Genomic DNA, 19,946 nt, shown 5'->3' on the forward strand with positions numbered 1-19,946 from the left:
GTGCCGGGATCTGCTACATCGCGTGCAGGGGCTTGCCGGCCAGGGCCAGGAAGGCCTCGCCGAGCGCTTCGTTCTGAGTGGGGTGCGCGTGCAGGAAGGGAGCGATGTCCTCGGGGTACGCCTCCCAGTTCACGACCAGCTGGCCCTCACCGATCAGCTCGCCCACGCGGGCGCCGATCATGTGCACTCCCACGATGGGACCGTCCGAGACGCGCACGAGCTTGATCGAGCCGCTCGTGCCGAGGATGGAACTCTTGCCGTTGCCGCCGAGGTTGTACTCGTACGTGGAGATCTTGTCGGCACCGAACTTCTCGGCCGCCTTGGCCTCCGAGTAGCCGACCGAAGCGATCTCGGGGTCGCAGTAGGTGACCTTCGGGATGTTGACGTCCTCGACCACGATCGGGTTCAGGCCCGCGATTTCCTCGGCGACGAAGATGCCCTGCTGGAAGCCGCGGTGTGCGAGCTGCAGGCCGGGCACGATGTCGCCGACGGCGTAGACGCCGGGGATGTTCGTGGCGAGGCGCTCGTCGGTGATGACGAAGCCGCGGTCGACCGTGATGCCGACCTCTTCGAAGCCGAGTCCCGCGGTGGCCGCGCCGCGACCGACGGCCACGAGGAGGAGGTCAGCCTCGACGGTGGCGCCGTTTTCGAGGGTGACGACCACTCCGTTGTCGTCCTGGCTGACGCTCTGGAACCGGATGCCGAGGGAGTACTCGATGCCGCGCTTGCGGAAGGCACGTTCCAACTGCTTGGAAACGGATTCTTCCTCATTCGGGACCAGGTGGGGAAGCGCCTCGATGATTGTGACGTCGGCGCCGAAGGACTTCCAGACGCTGGCGAATTCGACGCCGATGACGCCGCCGCCGAGGACGGCGACCTTGCGCGGCACGTAGTCGAGTTCGAGGGCGTGCTCGCTGGTGATGACCCGCCCGCCGATTTCAAGGCCGGGCAGAGACCTGGAGTACGAACCGGTGGCCAGGACGACGTTCTTGCCGACGATGGTGTCCTCGCCGACCTGCACGGTCGTCGGGGAGACCAGCCGGCCCTCACCGCCGATGACGGTGATGCCACGGGCCTTGATCAGTCCCTGCAGCCCCTTGAACTTGGAGGCGACGATCCCTTCGCGGAACGCGGTGACCGCCGGCATGTCGATACCGTCGAACTGGGTTTTCACACCGTACTTCGCGGAGTCCCTGCTGACGTCCGCAACTTCTGCGGAGTGCAGCAGCGCCTTGGTCGGAATGCAGCCCAGGTGGAGGCAGGTGCCGCCGAGCTTGCCCTTCTCGATCAGGCCAACGGTGAGGCCAAGCTGGACCGCACGCAACGCCGCTGCGTATCCACCGCTTCCTCCACCGAGAACGACAAGGTCAAAATTCTGTTCCGACACCCAGATACTCCCTCGTGCATCACAAACTCGGTTTGCCGGGCGTCATGGAAGACGACGCCGCAGGCATTCGCTGATCGGCAAGCTTATCTTGCCTCCTCGACTGTACTACGGGCGTGAAAAGTCCTCGGCCAGTCGAAGCAACGCTCGGAGCGAAATCCCGGTCGGTCCGACCCCCGTGAACCCGAACGCACTGCCCGTGTTGTGGGCCGGGCCGGCGATGTCCAGGTGCGCCCACGGGATCTTCACCGCGTCATCGCCCTCGCCGAGGGTACCGATGAACTCACGGAGGAAGACGCCGGCCAGCAGCATTCCGCCCGCGGCGCTGCCGATCTTCGCGTTCGCGATGTCCGCGACATCCGAGTTGAGCAGGGGACGGAGCTCATCCGGGAGCGGCATCGGCCAGGACTGTTCGCCGACGGCCTTGCCCGCGTCGAGGACCCTGGCGACCATGGTGTCCTCGCCCATCACCGCGTAGTACCGGGTGCCGAGGGCGACGATGGCGGCCCCGGTCAGGGTGGCCACGTCGATGATGGCGTCCGGCGCTTCTTCGCCCGCGGCGACGAGGCCGTCCGCGAGCACCAGGCGGCCTTCGGCGTCGGTGTTGAGGACTTCAACGGTCTGGCCGCCGCGGATCCGGAGCACGTCGTTGGGCCGGATCGCCGATCCGGACGGCATGTTCTCGGCGATGCAGAGCCACGCGGTGACCTTCAGGTCGAGCCCGAGCCGGGCCGCGGCCAGCGTGGCCGCAAGGACGGTGGCCGCCCCGGTCATGTCGTACTTCATGCCCACCATCGATGCCGGCGGCTTCAGCGAGAGTCCGCCGGTATCGAAGGTGATGCCCTTGCCGACGAGGGCGAGGTGCCTGGTCGCGCCGGCCGGCGAGTAGGTGACCTTGACCAGGCGCGGCGGACGGGTTGAGCCCTGGCCGACGCCGGCGATCCCGCCGAAGCCGTCAGCGACGAGTTCATCCTCGTTCCACACCCGCACCTCGATCGGCAGGCCGGGCTGGGCGTCGACCGCTTCGACGGCGAGCCGGGCGAGGGACTCCGGGTAGAGATCTGACGGGGGAGTGTTGACGAGGTCCTTGATCAGGCTCACCGCGTCAGCGACGATACCGACACGCGTGGGGACGTCGCCCAGGTCCAGCCCGGTGTGCACGACGATCTCCTCGGCGGGGAGCTTGGTGGCGGCCAGGGAGCTGTGCCGGTAGGTCGTGAACGAGTACGCGCCGAGCGCCGCGCCCTCGAGGATGGCTTCGGCATCCTCCGCAGTCGTGGCCGGGAACGCGAACGCGACCGAGGATACCCCGGTGAGCTGGCGGACTGCGGATCCGGCCGCGTGGCGGAGGGCGTCGACCGTCGACTCCTTTCCGATTCCGATGATGGCGAGGCTGCGGGCCGCACCCACCGAGGCAGGCAGACGCACGAGCTGGTCGCGGCCGCCGGTGACGCCGAGGGAAGCGAGCTGCGCCGACAGGCCCGCGAAGGCAGGGTCGGCGAACAATACGCCGGTGTCGCCGGAGGAGGTCGCCCCGACGATCAGGACGTCGACCTCGGAGTCGATTGCGGGCTGTGCGGACACGGAAAGGCGGGGAACGGTCATCCCTTGATGCTACGGGGCAGCCTGTTCGCTCTCGGCACCACGGCGCGGCGGTCGATTCCTTCGACGCACGGATATTGGCGTTTAGAGTTAACGGCATGCGCGATCCTGGTGACCTTTACGAGTTGACCGCGGATGCCGAGCGCGTCCCGGAGGGCCTGCACCTGGTCGCGGGGCTGACCGGCTTCGCGGATGCCGGTGGCGCGGTCTCGCAATTCACGGAGTACTTGCGCAACACCCTCGACCATTCGGTGATCGCCGCGTTCGACGCCGATGTCCTCCTCGATTACCGGGCGCGCCGCCCGATCATCTACTTCGACCAGGACCACCTCACCGACTACCAGCCGGCCACCCTCCGGCTGTACCTGGCCCGGGACGAGATCGGGCAGCAGTTCCTGCTCCTGGCCGGCTTCGAGCCCGATTTCCGTTGGGATCAGTTCACGGCGGCGGTGCTCGAATTGGTGCGCCGTTTCAAGGTGTCCTCGACCACCTGGGTGCACGCGATCCCGATGCCGGTGCCGCACACCCGACCGATCGGCGTCACCGTGAGCGGCAACCGTTCGGACCTGATCGAGAGCATGTCCGTCTGGAGGCCGCACACCCAGGTGCCGGCCAACGCCCTCCACCTGGTCGAGTTCCGGCTGCAGGAGAGCGGGGCATCCGTCGTCGGCTTCGTCCTGCTGGTGCCGCACTACCTGGCGGACACCGAGTTCCCGGCCACGGCCCTCTCCGCCCTGGAGAGTACGAGCGCCGCGACCGGCCTTATCTTCCCGTCGGATCAGCTCAGGGAACAGAACCGCGATTTCGTGGGGCGCATCGACGAGCAGGTGCACGACAACCCCGAACTCGCGAAACTCGTCGGCACGCTCGAAGAGCGCTACGACGCGTACATGGAGGGAAGCACCCTGCGGTCGCCGCTGACCGACGAGGCAGGCGAGCTCCCCAGCGCGGACGAGATCGCCGCCGAGTTGGAGAACTTCCTGGCGACCCGCCGCAGCCGGGACGAGGGCCCGCCAGCCTGAGCGGCGCCGGCCGGAGCGACTGAACGTTCCAGAGCCGCGCGCGAGTAAGTTAGGGGCAATGAACTCGCGTCGCTCCTGGTTGATCTTCTCCATCGGGTCGTTCGCGTACCTGTCCGCCGTGCTGCAACGTTCATCGCTGGGCGTTGCCGGGGTCGCGGCGACGGAACGCTTCGGCGGCTCGGCCGCCGTGCTCTCCAGCCTCGCGGTCGTGCAGCTTGTCGTCTACGCCGCCGCCCAGGTTCCGGTGGGCGTGCTGATCGACCGCTACGGTCCCCGGGTGCTCGTCATCTCCGGCACCGCGCTGATGGTCGGCGGGCAGCTCACCCTGGCCTTCGCGCCGACGATCGGCGTCGCCGTGGTCGGCCGGATCCTCGTCGGGGCAGGGGACGCGACGATCTTCATCTCCATGATCCGGCTGATCGGCTCCTGGTTCACCGGCCGGAGCGTTCCGCAGCTCTCCCAGTGGCTGGGCAATATCGGCCAGCTGGGCCAGGTCATGTCTGCGGTGCCTCTGGCCTGGGTGCTGCACACCTGGGGCTGGACGGCCGCGTTCGTGTCAGCGGCATCCGTTGCTCTCGTGGCGCTCGTCGTGGTGATCGTCGTCGTGCAGGACCGGCCGGCCGGCGTTCCGGCGGAGGATCGTCCGGCCAGCTGGGCTGCCGCGCTCGCCCTGCTGAAGCACAGTTTCAAACGACCGGGAACCCAGCTGGGATTCTGGTCCCACTATGTGACCCAGTCCTCGGGAACCGTTTTCAGCCTTCTCTGGGGTTTCCCGTTCATGGTCTACGGCCTCGGCTATGACCCGTCTCTCGCGGCCGGGATGCTGATGGTCCTGGTCGGGGCGGGCGTGATCGCCGGACCCGTCCTCGGAATCCTGACGGCCCGCTACCCGCTGCGGCGCAGCAACATTGTTCTCGCCGTGGTCGCGCTGATGTTCACGGCGTGGGCACTCGTCCTGCTCTGGCCGGCTACGCCCCCGATGTGGCTGGTGATCGTGTTGCTGGTCGCCCTGGGCATCGGCGGACCGGGTTCGCTGATCGGTTTCGATTTCGCCCGCACCTTCAATCCGCAGCGGAGCCACGGCTCCGCCAACGGAGTCGTCAACGTGGGTGGGTTCACCGCGAGCTTCGTGATGGTGTACCTGGTCGGCCTGTTGCTCGACCTTCAGGACGGGTGGCGTGTCGCCGCCGGCGCAGCCAGCGACCTGTACTCGCTCGACTCGTTCCGGGTGGCGTTCTCCGTGCAGTTCCTGGTCGTCGGACTGGGGGTGGTCTTCCTGCTGCGGGCCAGGGCGCGCACGCGCCGGCAGCTCTCCGACGACGAGGGGATCGAAGTCGCCCCGATCTGGGTGGCGGCGGCCCGCGCGTGGCGCCGGCGGCGGCGGCCGGAATAGGATGCGCCTGGCTTGCCTCATACACAAAGCATGCAATAATTGTCAATAGGGCCCGTTCTGGTCCTGGGAGTATCGACAATTTTGTCGTTGCGATTAGCCCGGGACTTGACATGGGTCCTAGTACTGCCCAAAATCCACACTGCCCAGGTGTTGGACCGGCCAGCTCCACTTCGGCCGTTTCGACCCGGCAGCGCCGCCGGCGACAGCGCCACGGCATGAGAGGTGTTCGAATGGCAACCCGCACAAAATCCGAGCCAAGCGAAGAAACCACCGCGGCCGCGCCAGGCGTGGCAGAGACTGATTCCGCCGCGGTCAAGGCGCCCGCAAAGACACCCGCCAAAGCGACCGCTGCGAAGGCACCGGCAGCCAAGGCCGCCGCCGTGAAGAAGCCGCTCACCAAGGCCGCCGCCGCGAAGGCAGCCGCCGCCGTGGCCGCGAAGGACGCCGGCGAAGAGAAGCCGGCGCCGCGCAAGCGCGCCGCCACCAAGACCAAGGCTGCCGCGGGGTCCGATGACCACGATGAGCACCCTGCCGGCGAAGACGCTGATTCCGACGACGACGACACGGACGAAGAGGGCAAGAAGCGCGCCGCCGCGGCCGAGCCGCTCCCCAGCGGAGCGCTCGTGCTCTCCCTCGTCGACGACGACGACGAAGTCCCCGTCTACTCCAGCGCCATCACCGGTGCCACCGCCGACCCGGTCAAGGACTACCTGAAGCAGATCGGAAAGGTCGCTCTGCTGAACGCGGCCGAAGAGGTCGAGCTCGCGATGCGCATCGAAGCCGGCCTGTTCGCCGAAGACAAGATGGCCGTGATGACCGAGGCCGAGAAGAAGAGCGCGCTCGGGCGTGAACTCCAGTGGGTTGCCAAGGACGGCGCCCGGGCGAAGAGCCACCTGCTCGGAGCCAACCTCCGCCTCGTCGTCTCTCTCGCCAAGCGCTACACCGGCCGTGGGATGCAGTTCCTCGACCTGATCCAGGAGGGAAACCTGGGCCTGATCCGTGCCGTCGAGAAGTTCGACTACACCAAGGGCTTCAAATTCTCCACCTACGCCACCTGGTGGATCCGCCAGGCGATCACCCGCGCCATGGCCGACCAGGCCCGTACCATCCGGATCCCGGTGCACATGGTCGAGGTCATCAACAAGCTGGCCCGCGTGCAGCGGCAGATGCTGCAGGACCTGGGCCGCGAGCCCACGCCCGAAGAGCTGAGCCGTGAACTCGACATGACGCCCGAGAAGGTCGTCGAGGTGCAGAAGTACGGTCGCGAGCCGATCTCGCTGCACACCCCGCTCGGCGAGGACGGTGACAGCGAATTCGGTGACCTCATCGAAGACACCGAAGCGGTCGTCCCTGCGGACGCAGTCGGCTTCACGATGCTGCAGAAGCAGCTCGAAAGCCTTCTCGACTCGCTCTCCGAGCGGGAAGCCGGCGTGATCCGCATGCGCTTCGGCCTCGGCGACGGGATGCCCAAGACGCTCGACCAGATCGGCGACACGTTCGGGGTGACGCGTGAGCGCATCCGTCAGATCGAGTCGAAGACCATGGCGAAACTGCGCCACCCCTCCCGGTCGCAGTCCCTACGCGACTACCTCGAATAGGCGGCCGCGTGCGCTACGCACCGGCGATCCTCGTCGGCAGGGTTGTTCGGGTCCTGGCGAGATGGCGGAAACCGGGCGGGGGATCAGCGGTCCCCGGTCTCGTCGTCAACACCATCGCTCCGGGATTCCTGTCCCGCACCCTGAACGGCTTCCCCGGCGGACTGGTCATCGTGACCGGCTCGAGTGGCAAGTCCACCACCACGAAGATGCTGGTTGCCGCTCTCCGGGCGCACGGCCTGGGCGTGTTCACGAACGAGTCGACGGCCAACATCAGCCAGGGGCTCACCTCGGCGCTGCTCGAGCAGGCCAGCCTGGCCGGCCGGATCAGCGGCGACGTGGCCGTGCTGGAAATGGATGAAGGGCACGGCGCCCTGATCTCCGGGTCGCTGAAGCCCCGCGTCGTCGCGCTGACGAACGTGATGGTCGACCAGATCGATCGCTTCCACGATTCCGAGATGGTCGCGGCCATGCTCGGCAAGATCGCGTCCCGGGCCACCGGAACCGTCGTGGTGAATGCCGACGACCAGCACCTGGTGGACCTCGCTTCGCGCCTCGAGGGAGCCGTGGCCGTGTCCCGCTACGGCGTGTCCGCCGACGTCCTCGCGGCGAACCCGCGCGGGCTCGGCTACAGCGTGACGGCCGGCAACCGCCTCTCCCCCGCGGAGGGGATGCTCCTCACCACGGTCGACGGCCGCGACGCCACCGTGCTGGTGGACGGTGCCAGCTACGACCTGGGCCTGCCCGCCCGCGGAACGCACTATGCCGTCGATGCGCTGACCGCCCTCAGCACCGCCCAGGCGGTCCTCGGCGAGCGTTTCGACCCTGCCGTGGCGGTCGCGGCCATCTCGGCGATCCCGCCCGTGTTCGGCCGGGGCGAGATCGTCACGGTACGCGGCCGGAAGGTCGAATTCGTGCTCGTGCAAAACCCCGCGAGCTTCCAGCTCAACGTGGACAGCCTCGCGGCCGGAACCGACCAGATCCTGATCGCGATCGGTTCGGATGTCCGTGACCCGTCCTACTTCTGGCCGGTCGACACGTCCGGGCTTGGCCGGGTTCTCTTCGCCTCCGGCTCGAAGGCGCTGGAAATCGCCCTGCAGCTTGCCTACGACGACGTCGCCGTCGAGCGGATCGAGCCCGACCTCGGCCGCGCCCTCGACGAATTCCTCGCTCTCCCTGACCCGCGGATCGGACTGAAAACCATCATCTTCTCGGCCGACTCCATGCGCCGCACCCGCGCCCACCTCGGGCTCGTCTCCAACAAGGCAGGGCGGGAGTGATGCGAGCGCTCACCATCGTCTCCGTCCTGCCCGAATTCCTCGGCACGAACGGCGACGCCGCGAACGCCCGGGTGCTCGCCCAGCGCGCCCGTTGGGCCGGTGTCGACGCCGAAATCATTCCGGTGCGCACGGCCGCCGATCTGCCCGAGCAGATCGACCTCGTCGTGATCGGTTCAGGCTCCGACACCGAGCTGGTCGCGGTGCGCGACACCCTCGCCACGATGACGGAGCAACTCCGCGCCTGGTGCACGGCGGGAATCCCCATCCTCGCCGTCGGCACCGGATGGGAACTGCTCAGCTGGGGCATCGAGCTCGGTGACGGCACCGTCGTCGAGGGCCTCGGAATCGTCACGGGCCGCGCGGTTCCCCGGTCCGCACGGGTGACGGACGATCTCATCGTCGACTCCCGTTTCGGCAGACTGGTCGGCTTCGAGAACCACGCCCGCGACTACGTCGGCGGCGAGGCGTCACCACTCGGCCGGGTTCGATCCGGAACGGGAAACGGCGCTGCCCGTGGCGAAACCGGTGTGGAGGGCCTCGTCATGGGGAACCTCGTCTGCACCCACCTGCACGGGCCGGTGCTGGCGCGGAACCCTTCCCTCGCCGACCACCTGCTCAGCACGGCCCTGGCGCGCGCCGGCGCGGAGTACGTTCCGGGTGCACGAGCCGTCGCAGTCGACGAGACAGCGAAAGCCGGGCGCAATCAGCTTGCCGTGGCGTTGGGCCTCACCGCGGAGTAACCTCCCGCGGGTGGTTCGGCCCCCGGAACGCAGGCCCCCGGATATGGGAACGGCGCGGAACGACCGAGGTCGTCCGCGCCGTTGACCGCGCGTCGAAAAGGACGGGTAGTCGAACTGGACTAGGAGCGCTGGTCCTCGAGAAGTCGGCTCGACTCGTCGTGCCAGCTCTCGGCGATCGCCGCGAGCTTCTCCTGGTGCTTGCGGCCGTGGTGGGCGCAGAACATCAGTTCGCTGTTGTTGACGACGACTCGGATGTAGGCCTGGGCGCCGCACGCATCGCAGCGGTCGGCCGCGGTGAGCTGGTGAGGGGCGCTCTGCCCGTCGACGGAACTTTGGTCGATGGCACCATTTCCGGTTGCGATCTGGGACATGTTTTCCTCCTCCAGACTGATACCAAGTGATACCAATTTAACCTGTGCTCCATGTAAACACGGTCCGCCCCGGTTTACGACTCCGTTTGGTTGCATTTCGCTCACCGCGTAGACGTTCTGGGCAGGGTGTTGCTGGGGAGCCGGGCGCGTTCCGGTCGGTATTCTTGACAGTTGTGAGCTCTTCAGACTATTCCGCACGCCACCTGTCGGTCCTCGAGGGGCTCGAGGCGGTTCGCAAGCGCCCCGGCATGTACATCGGTTCGACCGACTCGCGCGGTCTGATGCACTGCCTCTGGGAAATCATCGACAACTCGGTCGACGAGGCGCTGGGCGGATTCGGTTCCCGGATCGACATCGTCCTGCACCCGGACGAGAGCGTCGAGGTCAGGGACACCGCCCGTGGCGTTCCGGTGGACATCGAGCCCAAGACCGGCCTGACCGGGGTTGAGGTGGTCTTCACCAAGCTGCACGCCGGCGGAAAGTTCGGCAGCGGATCGTATGCGGCCTCTGGCGGCCTGCACGGCGTCGGCGCATCCGTGGTGAACGCCCTGTCCGAGCGACTCGACGTAGAGGTCGACCGTGACGGCAAGACCTGGGCGATGTCGTTCCACCGCGGCGAACCCGGGATCTTCGCGGATACGGGGGAGAAGAGCCCCGACGCGCCCTTCACCCCGTTCGAGAAGCAGAGCGAACTCCGCGTGATCGGCAAGGTCAAGCGCGGGGTCACCGGTACCCGGGTGCGCTACTGGGCCGACCGGCAGATCTTCACCAGGGGAGCCGCCTTCCAGACTGAGGAGCTCCTCGACCGGGCCAGGCAGACCGCGTTCCTCGTTCCCGGCCTCGCCATCGACATCGACGACCGGCGCAGCGCCGAAGCGGTTCACGAGTCGTTCCAGTTCGAGGGCGGCATTTCCGAGTTCGTCGACCACCTCGCAACCGACACCCCCATCACTGACACCTGGCGGCTGTCCGGGAACGGCAGCTTCACCGAGACCGTCCCTGTCCTGACCGACAAGGGCGCCATGGTGCCGACCGAACTGACCCGGGACTGCGCCGTCGACATCGCCCTGCGCTGGGGCACGGGCTACGACACCGTCGTCCGCAGCTTCGTGAACATCATCGCCACGCCGAAGGGCGGCACCCATCAGGCCGGCTTCGACGCCGGGCTGCTGAAATTCCTGCGGTCCCAGGTGGAGTTGAACGCCCGCCGCCTCAAGATGGGTTCCGACAAGCTGGAGAAGGACGACGTGATGGCCGGCCTGACCGCCGTGCTGACCGTGCGGCTCCCCGAACCACAATTCGAGGGCCAGACCAAGGAGGTCCTGGGCACACCGGCCGTGCGCGCCATCGTCGCCAACGTCGTCGCCCAGGCCATGAACGAGCGTTTCATCTCCACGAAGCGTGACGACAAGACCCAGGCGGCGGTCGTGCTGGACAAGATCGTCGCCGAGATGAAGTCCCGCATTTCCGCGCGGGCCCACAAGGAAACCCAGCGGCGCAAGAACGCGCTCGAGAGCTCGTCGCTGCCGGCGAAGCTGGTCGACTGCCGCAGCAACGACGTGACCACGAGCGAGCTGTTCATCGTCGAAGGTGACTCTGCGCTCGGCACCGCGAAGCTCGCCAGGGACAGCGAGCACCAGGCTCTCCTGCCGATCCGGGGCAAGATCCTCAACGTGCAGAAGGCCTCGGTGTCCGACATGCTCTCCAACCTGGAGTGCGCGTCGATCATCCAGGTCATCGGTGCCGGCTCCGGGCGCAGCTTCGACCTGTCGGCCGCCCGGTACGGCAAGGTCATCATCATGAGTGACGCGGATGTCGACGGCGCCCACATCCGCACCCTCCTGCTGACCCTCTTCTTCCGGTACATGCGGCCGATGATCACCGAGGGCCGAGTCTTCGCGGCGGTGCCCCCGCTGCACCGGGTGGTCGTGATGAACCCGGGCAGCAAGCCGAACGAGACCATCTACACCTATTCGGAGCCCGAACTGCACGGCGTGCTCGCCGGGTTGAAGAAGAGCGGCAAGCGTTACCAGGACCCGATCCAGCGGTACAAGGGGCTCGGCGAGATGGATGCCGACCAGCTCGCCACCACGACCATGGAACGCGCGCACCGCACCCTCCGCCGGGTCAGGGTGGCCGACGCGGAGATGGCGGGAAAGGTATTCGAACTCCTGATGGGCAATGACGTCGCCCCACGCAAGGAATTCATCATCGACAGCTCGGACAAGCTCAGCCGCGACCGGATCGACGTCTAACCATCGGTATCCGCCCCCTCCGCGGACGGGCTCACCGCCGGAACGGAGAAGGCCGTGCTCGGCAGGTCGGCCTCGTCGGCCATGATCGCGGCAACGATGCGCCGGGCGACCAGGTCGGGCGCGTGACCGGCGGGCAGCCGTGGCGCCGTTCCGGCGATCGGGTGCCCGGATAGTCCGGTCTCGGTGTGGCCCGGCCGGGCGTCGAGAATGCGGATGCCGCTCCGGCGCAGCTCCCGGCCGGCGGCCTTGTCGAAGGCCGCAAGGGCTGCCTTCGAGGCGGAGTACGCCGCCAGGTTGGCGGTCGGGCTTTCGCTCACGACCCCGCTCAGCGTCACCACGAAGGGGCTTCGCCCCGCCGCTGCCGACTCGGCCAGGGCCGCGCGGGCGGCCCGCAGCAGCCGGATCGGGGCCAGCGTGTTCACGGCGAACAGCCGTTCCAGGGTCGGATCGGTCACCTCGGTCGCCGCCCCGAAGGCGACGACGCCGGCGGCGTTCACGATGCCGTCGAGGCGGCCGTCGACGGCGATCGCGCCGGCGACCAGGGCGACGATGTCGGCCGGGACGGCCAGGTCGGCGGTGACGATCGTCCCGGGAAGGTCAAGGGTCTCGAGGCTGCCCCTGTCCCGCCCGCTGAGGATCAGTCGCGCGCCCTGGTCGGCGAGCAGCCGGGCGATGTCACGGCCGAGGCCCCCTGAGGCGCCGACGACGAGGATGGATGCGTCACGAAGCTGGGTCATGCCGCCACCTTAGCCGGGCTTCCTGCCCGGCCGGTCCACCGGGGCGGCCCCGCGGCAAGGATTGGGTGCCGCGGCGGTCAGCCGTTCTGCGTGCCGATCTGGGCGCCGATCGATCCGACCACGGCGTCCAGCATCGTGCCGGAGGCGTCGCGGCGGGAGCCGGATTCGGGGAGAGAACGAGGAGCCCCATCGGGGCCGACGGCGCGGGCCGGGAGCGGCCCGACCCAGGCCACGGACACGGTGTCCTCGCCTTTGAGGAAGCGGTGGGATCGCACGCCCGCGGTGGCGCGGCCCTTCGCCGGGTACTCGGCGAAGTCGGACAGTTTGGCGCTGCCGGGATCCGTTCCGGCGAGTGTCTGGCTGCCGGTGGCGATCGTGGCGACCACGGCGGACTCGGCCGCCTCCGGCGCCAGGCTCGTGAACCAGACCACCTGGGTGTCGGGGGCGAGCTTGATCCCGGCCATGCCGCCGGCCGTGCGCCCCTGCGGGCGCACCGAGCCGGCCGGGAAACGCAGCAGCTGGGAGTCGGAGGCGATGAAGACGAGTTCGTCGGCCTCGGAACCCTGTGCGGCGCCGACGACGACATCCTTCGGTTTCAACGCGATGATCTCGAAGTCGGGCCGGTTCGCCCAATCGCCTGGGGTCACGCGTTTCACGATGCCGGAGCGCGTGCCGAGCGCGATCGCCCGGTCGGAGTCGAGGGAGACCAGGGCGAGCACCTTCTCCTCCTTGTTCGGCAGGGCAAGGTAATCCCCGATGCGCACGCCCGCCGCGAGCTGGATCGAGGTCGGCGGCATCACGGGCAGGTCGACGGGGGAGAACCGGATGAGGCGGCCCAGGCTGGTCACGGCGCCGACCTCGGTGCGGCTGGTGGTGTCCAGGCTGGACAGGATTGCGTCGTGCTTGCTGCGGCGCTGTGCCGGGACGATCCGCTCGTTCAACGGTTCGTCGGCGGAGGGAAGGTCGACCCGGGCGATCCGGCCGGTCGTGCTGAGGTAGAGCCGGGTCGGGGTGTCGGTGACCTCGAGGATCGCGGCCGTGCGTTTCGCGGCGGCCCCGGCGATGCTCGGCCGGGCCTCGGTGAGCACGGTTCGCCGGGGGGTGCCGAATCGTTCGGCCACGGTGGCGAGCTCGTCGGAGACGAGGGTGCGGATGGCCTGCTTGCTGCCGAGCAGCTTCTCGAGGGCGGCGATGTCCGCGAGCAGCTGGTCGCGTTCCGTCTCCAGCTCGATCCGCGAGAACCGGGTCAGCCGCCGCAGCCGAAGCTCGAGGATGTACTCGGCCTGGATCTGGCTCAGGTCGAACACGTCGATCAGGCGGGTGCGAGCCTGGTCGCTGTCGTCGCTGGCGCGGATCACCTGGATGACCTCGTCGATGTCGAGGATGGCCACGAGCAGACCCTCAACGAGGTGCAGGCGTTCCTTGCGGCGTGCCAGCCGGTACGCCGACCGCCGGGTGACCACCTCGATCCGGTGGCCGACGTAGACCATGAGCAGTTCGCGCAGACCCAGGGTCTGCGGGCCGCCGTCGACGAGGGCGACGGCGTTGATGTTGAACGAGTCCTCGAGCGGGGTGACCCGGTAGAGCTGCTCCAGCACGGCCTCCGGGCTGAACCCGGTCTTGATGCCGATGACGAGGCGGAGTCCCCTGGTGCGGTCGGTGAGGTCGGTGACGTCGGAGATCCCGCTGAGCTTCTTCGAGTTCACCCCGTCCTTGATCTTCTCGATGACCCGCTCCGGGCCGACGAGGTAGGGCAGCTCGGTGACGACCAGCCCCGCCTTGCGGGCGGTGATCGCCTCGACGGAGACGCGTGCCCTGGTCTTGAAACTGCCCCGGCCGGTGGCGTAGGCATCTTTGATCCCGGCCAGGCCGACGATGGTTCCTCCGGTGGGCAGGTCGGGACCCGGCACGAACTCCATCAGGTCCTCGAGGGTGGCGTCCGGGTGCGCCAGGAGGTGCCGGGCGGCGCCCACCACCTCGATCAGGTTGTGCGGCGCCATATTCGTCGCCATCCCGACGGCGATGCCGCTCGCTCCGTTGACCAGCAGGTTCGGGTACGCCGCCGGCAGCACGTCGGGTTGGGTGAGCTGATTGTCGTAGTTGGGCACGAAGTCCACGACGTCCTCATCGAGGTTCTCCGTCATGGCCAGGGCCGGGGCGGCCAGGCGCGCCTCGGTGTAGCGGGGCGCGGCCGGGCCGTCGTCGAGCGAACCGAAGTTGCCGTGCCCGTCGATCAGGGGCACCCGCAGGGTGAACGCCTGAGCCATCCGCACCAGGGCGTCGTAGATAGCCGTGTCGCCGTGGGGGTGCAACTTGCCCATCACCTCGCCGACGACCCGCGCGCTCTTGACATGGCCGCGGTCCGGACGGAGTCCCATTTCGCTCATCTGGTAGAGGATGCGGCGCTGCACGGGCTTGAGCCCGTCCCGTGCGTCGGGGAGCGCACGGGAGTAGATCACCGAGTACGCATACTCGAGGAAGGACCCCTGCATCTCCGTCGACACGTCGACGTCTTCGATGCGCTCGGTGAAATCGGCGGGCGGCGTGCTGTTTGAACGGCTCATTCGTGAATTCTGTTGAGGCGTGCTGGCCTGGGGCAGGCACTTTCGGGTGGGCGCTGGAACGTGCGGCCTGGGTCTATGTCAGAATTGGCCGGATGCCCCCCATGCTACCGGCCCGCCAATTCAGTGCCCTGCGGCTTGCCGACGTTCTGACAAGTTCCCTGTCCTCGATCCTCGACCGGCCCAATGCCCTGGGCCTGGGGTCGGCCGGCCGGACCGTCGTGGTGCTGGCCGACGGGCTCGGGGTCGGCCAGCTCCGGGCGCGCGCCGGGCATGCGCGCTTCCTGTGCTCCCACCTCACGAAGGCGGGCGTGCTCGACGGCGTCTTCCCTGCCACGACGGCCGCCGGGATCGCCACCCTCACGACCGGTGTCGAGCCGGGGCGACATGGCCTGGTCGGCTACCGCGTGCGCGACGAGGCCAGGGACCGGGTCGTGAACCAGCTGACCGGTTGGGACGACGACATGGATCCGGCACGGTGGCAAAGGGAACGCACGGTCTTCGAGCGCGCCGCCGACGACGGGGTGCCCAGTTTCGCGATCGGGCCCAAGCGCTACACGGCGTCCGGTTTCACCCTGGCCGTGCTCCGCGGCGCCCGCTACGTGCCCGCGGAGACCCTGGCAGACCGATTCGCGGCCGCCCGCACGCTGCTCGACTCCGAACCGAGGGCACTTGTCTACCTGTATGTCCCCGAACTGGACATGGCCGCCCACGCGCACGGCTGGGAGTCCGCCCGGTGGCTGGCCGAACTGGAGGCACTCGACGCCGCGGTGGAGAGGTTCGCCGCCGGCCTCAGACGGGACGAGGGGCTGCTGCTTACCGCCGATCACGGCGTCGTCGATGTCCCGGCAACCCGGCATGTTCTTTTCGACACCGTTCCCGAGCTCGTCGGGGGAGTGCGCCACATCGGAGGAGACCCCCGATGCGTCCAGCTCTACCTGGAACCGGAGCGCGCCGATGAGGCGCCGGCCCTGGCCGAATCCTGGCGGGAAACCGAGGGCGACCGTGCCTGGGTGTTCACCCGGGCCGAGGCCGTCGAGGCTGGCCTCTTCGGCGAGGTTGCGCCGGAGGTGCTTCCGCGGATCGGAGACGTCATCGTCGCCGCCCGCAAACTGGTCGCCTATTACGACTCACGCGAACCGAAACAGTCGGCTCGCCAGATGATCGGCCAGCACGGGTCGCTCACCGACGAGGAACTCCGGGTCCCGTTGATCCGGTTCGGCGCGCACTCGGCCTGAGGCCGGCACCTGCCGGACCGGGCATGAGCCCGACCCGACACGGTACTCAGGCGGGGTACTGGCCGCGCTTCACCTGCGGCTTGGGCAGGCGCATCGGACGGAGCTGCAGCGCGCGCATGGCCGCGTACCAACGGACCCGTTCGGCCTTGGGCTCGCCGAACTTCGCCTTCACCTTGCGGGTGAGCGTGAAACCCAGGATGACGCAGTCGACCACCGCGACGAGGAAGAAGGCCCACAGCGCCAGGATGCCGTAGGTCTGCACCATCGGGTCGGGGAAGAACGTCAGCAGGATGACGAGGAACATCACCGGGATCATGAATTCGCCGATGTTGAAACGGGCGTCGACGTAGTCGCGGACGAAGCGCTTCTGCGGCCCGCGTTCGCGCTGCGGAAGGAACCTGTCGTCACCGGCGGCCATGCCGACACGGGCGCGGTCCCTGGCCTCGGCCGCCTTGCCTCTGGCCTGCTTGGCCGCGAGCTTGCGGTCGTCGGGCACCAGCGGGCGCTTGTTCAGCGCCTCCTGCTGCTTGCGGCTGGGCGTCGCTTGCCCCTTGCCGGACGGGTGACCGGCCGCGAGGCGGGCTTTCGTCTCCTCCACGGTCTCCATGGGGGGTTGTGCGTCTGGGTTCACAGGCTTAGCCACATCAGTTCCTTGCAATTGGTTGGCTTAAGATTACCCGATGACCGATATTCCAGAAACAGAACCGAATTCGTCGACAACGGCCGCGGACGGCATCCGGGCGGCCGTTGAGCGGGGCCTGCCGTCGACGATCGCGGACCTCTGCGCGCTCGTTCGGGTCCCGTCGGTGTCGTGGGATGCCTTCGACCGTGGCCAGGTGGCCCGCAGCGCCGAGATGGTGGCGGAACTGGCGCGCGGTTTGGGCGTGTTCGAGACCGTCGAGTTGAAGCAGGCCGGCATCCCGGGCGGCTCGGAACTGGGCCAGCCGGCGGTGCTTGCCACCCGGGCTGCCCGGAACGGCCGGCCGACGGTGCTTCTCTACGCGCACCACGACGTGCAGCCTCCCGGCAACGATGGGGACTGGGAAACGCTGCCCTTCGAACCGACAGTGCGCGGGGACCGTCTCTACGGACGTGGAGCCGCCGACGACAAGGCGGGCGTGATGGCCCATATCGCGTCGATCCGCGCCCTCGTCGAAGCGGTAGGACCCGATTTCGACCTCGGCCTCGCCCTCTTCATCGAGGGGGAGGAGGAGTTCGGCAGCCGGTCCTTCGCCACCTTCCTGGAGGAGAACCGGGAGGCGTTGCGCGCCGACGCCATCGTGGTCGCCGACTCGAACAACTGGGACATCGACACTCCGGCGCTGACGATCGCGCTGCGCGGCAACGTCACATTCAGGCTCACCGTCCGCACCCTCGACCACGCGTCGCACTCCGGCATGTTCGGCGGCGCCGTCCCCGACGCGATGATGGCCACGGTCCGTCTTCTGGGCACCCTGTACGCCGCCGACGGATCGGTGGCGGTCGCCGGGCTGACCAGCCACGACACGGCCACCCCCGAGTACTCGGAGGCCCAGCTGCGCCAGGAGACCGGGCTGGCCGCAGGAGTGAGTCCGATCGGCCACGGCTCCGTTCTCAGCCGGATCTGGTCGCAGCCGGCGATCACGATCACCGGCATCGACGCGCCGACCGTCGCCAACGCCTCCAACACCCTGTCGCCTGTGATCTCGGTTCGACTGAGCACCCGGATCGCCCCCGGCCAGCCCGCAGCGGATGCCTTCGCCGCCCTCGAGACCCATCTGCGCGAAAACGCCCCGTTCGGCGCGCAGATCGACATCGACGACGTCGACACGGGGGAAGCCTTCCTCGTCGACACGAGCGGCTGGGCCGTCACCGAGACCCGGCACGCCATGGAAGAGGCCTGGGGGCGCGCGCCGGTCGACATCGGCGTCGGCGGCTCGATCCCGTTCATCGCGGACCTCGTGCGGGTCTTCCCCGAAGCCCAGATCCTGGTCACCGGCGTCGAGGACCCCGATTCACGCGCGCACAGCCCCAATGAGTCACTCCACCTCGGAGTGTTCAAACGGGCGGTCCTCGCAGAGGCCTTCCTGCTCGGCCGGCTCAACCGGAGGGTCCAGCCGGCGGCTTCCTGACCCGCTCGGCCAAGTCGACGTCCGGATCGGGAATTCCGAGGGTGGTTTCACCGTTTCGCTGGGTAGAATCACGGTGGCAACCCGTAGGAGCCGGCCCAGGCCGGCTGCGCGGCGCCACCGATTGACAGCAGCGACGTGACGGGACCGTACCGACGCGAGATTAAGAGGAGCAGCATGACCGACACCATCGCCCAAACCGGCACCGCAGCGCACGGCGTGGGCCTCAGCGCCACCGCCGCCCAGAAAGTCCGCAGCCTGCTCGCCCAGGAAGGCCGCGAGGACCTGCGGCTGCGCGTCGCAGTGCAGCCCGGAGGCTGTTCGGGCCTGATCTACCAGCTCTACTTCGACGAGCGTGTGCTCGAGGGTGACGCGCTCGTCGACTTCGACGGGGTTGAGGTTGTCGTCGACAAGATGAGCGTGCCCTATCTCGACGGAGCGTCCATCGACTTCGAAGACACCATTGCGAAGCAGGGGTTCACGATCGACAATCCGAACGCCGGCGGAAGCTGCGCCTGCGGAGACTCCTTCAGCTGATCCGCAGCGGCTGAGCGCCGTCCCTGTCCGAACACACCAGGTCCGAACACACCAGGCACCTGGCGTGTCGCGGTTCGGCGGAGGGTCGGCGCCCGCGAATACTGTGACTGGAGGCGAATTCGTTATCCACCCGGCCGCGTTGGTGCACATCCGGAGCCGTCTCTCGCAGTAGGCTGGGAATCGAGAAATGCACTTCCAGTGAAGTGTCGTCGAGTCTTTCCGAAAGGTTACTGGTGCGCAAAAACCATCGTTTCCGATGGGCTGCTATTCCGATTGCAGCGTCGTTGGCCATTGTTCTGGCGGGGTGCACTCAAGCCCAGCTTCACGGCTTCCTCCCCGGCTTCGAAGAGGGTCAGCCGGCGGTGACCAACCAGACCGACCGTATCGGCGGGTTGTGGACGACGTCCTGGCTCGTGCTGCTCGTGGTCGGCCTGATCACCTGGGGTCTCACGATCTGGACGGTCGTCGTCTACCGCCGTCGCAAGGGCCAGACCGGCCTGCCGGTCCAGCTCCGTTACAACATGCCGATCGAGATCTTCTACACGGTCGTGCCCCTCATCCTCGTGCTGGGATTCTTTGCCTTCACCGCGCGTGACCAGGCCGCGATCGAGGCGCGCTTCGAGTCGCCCGACGTGAAGATCGAGGTCATCGGCAAGCAGTGGGCCTGGGACTTCAACTACGTCAACGAAGACGTGTTCTCGGCCGGCATCCAGGGCCAGCCCGACCTCAACGGTCCCAAGGGCTCGCTGGTCGAGTCCGAGATCCCCACCCTGGTGCTCCCCGTCGGCAAGAAGGTCGAACTGGCGCTCGAGTCCCGCGACGTCATCCACTCCTTCTGGGTCATCGACTTCCTCTACAAGAAGGACATGATCCCCGACAAGACCAACTACATGTCGGTCATCCCCGAACGCATCGGCACGTACTCGGGCAAGTGCGCAGAACTGTGCGGCGAGTACCACTCCCTGATGCTGTTCAAGGTCAAGGTGGTCTCCGAGTCCGACTACGACGCATACATCCAGTCGCTGCGGGTCGCCGGCAATGAAGGCCAGCTCGACAACGGCTACAAGCGCAATCAAAATCTTCCGGGCACGACCGCCCCGACGGTTCAGGAGGGTAACTAGGC

Annotated in this window: 16 protein-coding genes; 10 read left to right on the forward strand and 6 right to left on the reverse strand. The window is 68.0% G+C overall.

Annotated elements, in window-relative coordinates:
• Window positions 1-13: 13 nt before the first annotated feature.
• On the reverse strand, window positions 14-1,387 hold the full coding sequence (gene lpdA / locus E3O32_RS01775; protein ID WP_134506420.1) for a dihydrolipoyl dehydrogenase: 1,374 nt from the start codon (window positions 1,385-1,387) through the stop codon (window positions 14-16).
• Window positions 1,388-1,492: 105 nt separating this feature from the next.
• Window positions 1,493-2,989 carry a leucyl aminopeptidase gene (locus tag E3O32_RS01780; protein WP_134506422.1) on the reverse strand — a complete coding sequence of 499 codons (1,497 nt, stop codon included), beginning with the start codon at window positions 2,987-2,989 and terminating at the stop codon, window positions 1,493-1,495.
• Window positions 2,990-3,084: 95 nt separating this feature from the next.
• On the opposite strand from E3O32_RS01780, the gene E3O32_RS01785 reads away from it, so the two are divergent.
• The 5 genes from E3O32_RS01785 to E3O32_RS01805 all read left to right on the forward strand — a co-directional run bounded on the left by E3O32_RS01785 (window position 3,085) and on the right by E3O32_RS01805 (window position 9,016).
• The gene (locus E3O32_RS01785) at window positions 3,085-4,008 is read left to right on the forward strand and encodes a proteasome assembly chaperone family protein (protein ID WP_134506423.1); all 924 of its coding nucleotides are present in this window, start codon (window positions 3,085-3,087) and stop codon (window positions 4,006-4,008) included.
• Window positions 4,009-4,066: 58 nt separating this feature from the next.
• Complete coding sequence (locus tag E3O32_RS01790) at window positions 4,067-5,401, forward strand: MFS transporter (RefSeq protein WP_134506425.1); 1,335 nt, start codon at window positions 4,067-4,069, stop codon at window positions 5,399-5,401.
• Between the two features lie 110 nt (window positions 5,402-5,511).
• On the forward strand, window positions 5,512-6,999 hold the full coding sequence (locus E3O32_RS01795) for an RNA polymerase sigma factor (protein ID WP_338145175.1): 1,488 nt from the start codon (window positions 5,512-5,514) through the stop codon (window positions 6,997-6,999).
• 8 nt (window positions 7,000-7,007) lie between these two features.
• Entirely contained in the window at window positions 7,008-8,276 is a 1,269-nt protein-coding gene (locus E3O32_RS01800) for a MurT ligase domain-containing protein (RefSeq protein ID WP_134506429.1), read from the forward strand.
• Complete coding sequence (locus E3O32_RS01805) at window positions 8,276-9,016, forward strand: type 1 glutamine amidotransferase (protein ID WP_134506431.1); 741 nt, start codon at window positions 8,276-8,278, stop codon at window positions 9,014-9,016. The genes E3O32_RS01800 and E3O32_RS01805 overlap by 1 nt, the downstream gene beginning before the upstream one ends.
• A 119-nt stretch (window positions 9,017-9,135) precedes the next feature.
• Here E3O32_RS01805 and E3O32_RS01810 read toward each other — a convergent pair whose 3' ends face one another.
• Entirely contained in the window at window positions 9,136-9,387 is a 252-nt protein-coding gene (locus E3O32_RS01810) for a DUF7455 domain-containing protein (protein WP_231383299.1), read from the reverse strand.
• Window positions 9,388-9,560: 173 nt separating this feature from the next.
• Between E3O32_RS01810 and E3O32_RS01815 the strand changes: the two genes are divergently transcribed.
• A complete protein-coding gene (locus tag E3O32_RS01815; protein ID WP_134506433.1) occupies window positions 9,561-11,642 on the forward strand; it encodes a DNA gyrase/topoisomerase IV subunit B in 2,082 nt (693 codons plus the stop codon).
• Here the strand turns inward: E3O32_RS01815 and E3O32_RS01820 are convergent.
• Both E3O32_RS01820 and E3O32_RS01825 read right to left on the reverse strand, forming a co-directional pair.
• Window positions 11,639-12,379 (reverse strand): SDR family NAD(P)-dependent oxidoreductase, encoded by a 741-nt coding sequence (locus E3O32_RS01820; RefSeq protein ID WP_134506435.1) that lies wholly within the window; start codon window positions 12,377-12,379, stop codon window positions 11,639-11,641. The genes E3O32_RS01815 and E3O32_RS01820 overlap by 4 nt on opposite strands.
• A gap of 77 nt (window positions 12,380-12,456) precedes the next feature.
• Entirely contained in the window at window positions 12,457-14,943 is a 2,487-nt protein-coding gene (locus E3O32_RS01825; RefSeq protein WP_134506437.1) for a DNA gyrase/topoisomerase IV subunit A, read from the reverse strand.
• A gap of 92 nt (window positions 14,944-15,035) precedes the next feature.
• Here E3O32_RS01825 and E3O32_RS01830 point away from each other — a divergent pair, with 92 nt between their 5' ends.
• On the forward strand, window positions 15,036-16,178 hold the full coding sequence (locus E3O32_RS01830; RefSeq protein WP_174776470.1) for an alkaline phosphatase family protein: 1,143 nt from the start codon (window positions 15,036-15,038) through the stop codon (window positions 16,176-16,178).
• Between the two features lie 46 nt (window positions 16,179-16,224).
• On the opposite strand, the gene E3O32_RS01835 is transcribed toward E3O32_RS01830, so the two are convergent.
• A complete protein-coding gene (locus E3O32_RS01835) occupies window positions 16,225-16,785 on the reverse strand; it encodes a DUF3043 domain-containing protein (protein WP_134506889.1) in 561 nt (186 codons plus the stop codon).
• Between the two features lie 73 nt (window positions 16,786-16,858).
• Between E3O32_RS01835 and E3O32_RS01840 the strand changes: the two genes are divergently transcribed.
• From E3O32_RS01840 to ctaC, 3 genes are all read left to right on the forward strand, one after another.
• Window positions 16,859-18,289 (forward strand): dipeptidase, encoded by a 1,431-nt coding sequence (locus E3O32_RS01840; protein ID WP_134506439.1) that lies wholly within the window; start codon window positions 16,859-16,861, stop codon window positions 18,287-18,289.
• A gap of 174 nt (window positions 18,290-18,463) precedes the next feature.
• Entirely contained in the window at window positions 18,464-18,823 is a 360-nt protein-coding gene (locus E3O32_RS01845) for a HesB/IscA family protein (protein WP_134506441.1), read from the forward strand.
• Between the two features lie 233 nt (window positions 18,824-19,056).
• Complete coding sequence (ctaC, locus tag E3O32_RS01850) at window positions 19,057-19,944, forward strand: aa3-type cytochrome oxidase subunit II (RefSeq protein WP_134506443.1); 888 nt, start codon at window positions 19,057-19,059, stop codon at window positions 19,942-19,944.
• The last annotated feature ends 2 nt before the right edge of the window (window positions 19,945-19,946 follow it).

This window comes from Cryobacterium mannosilyticum, assembly GCF_004402705.1.
GTDB classification, from domain to species: Bacteria; Actinomycetota; Actinomycetes; order Actinomycetales; family Microbacteriaceae; genus Cryobacterium; species Cryobacterium mannosilyticum.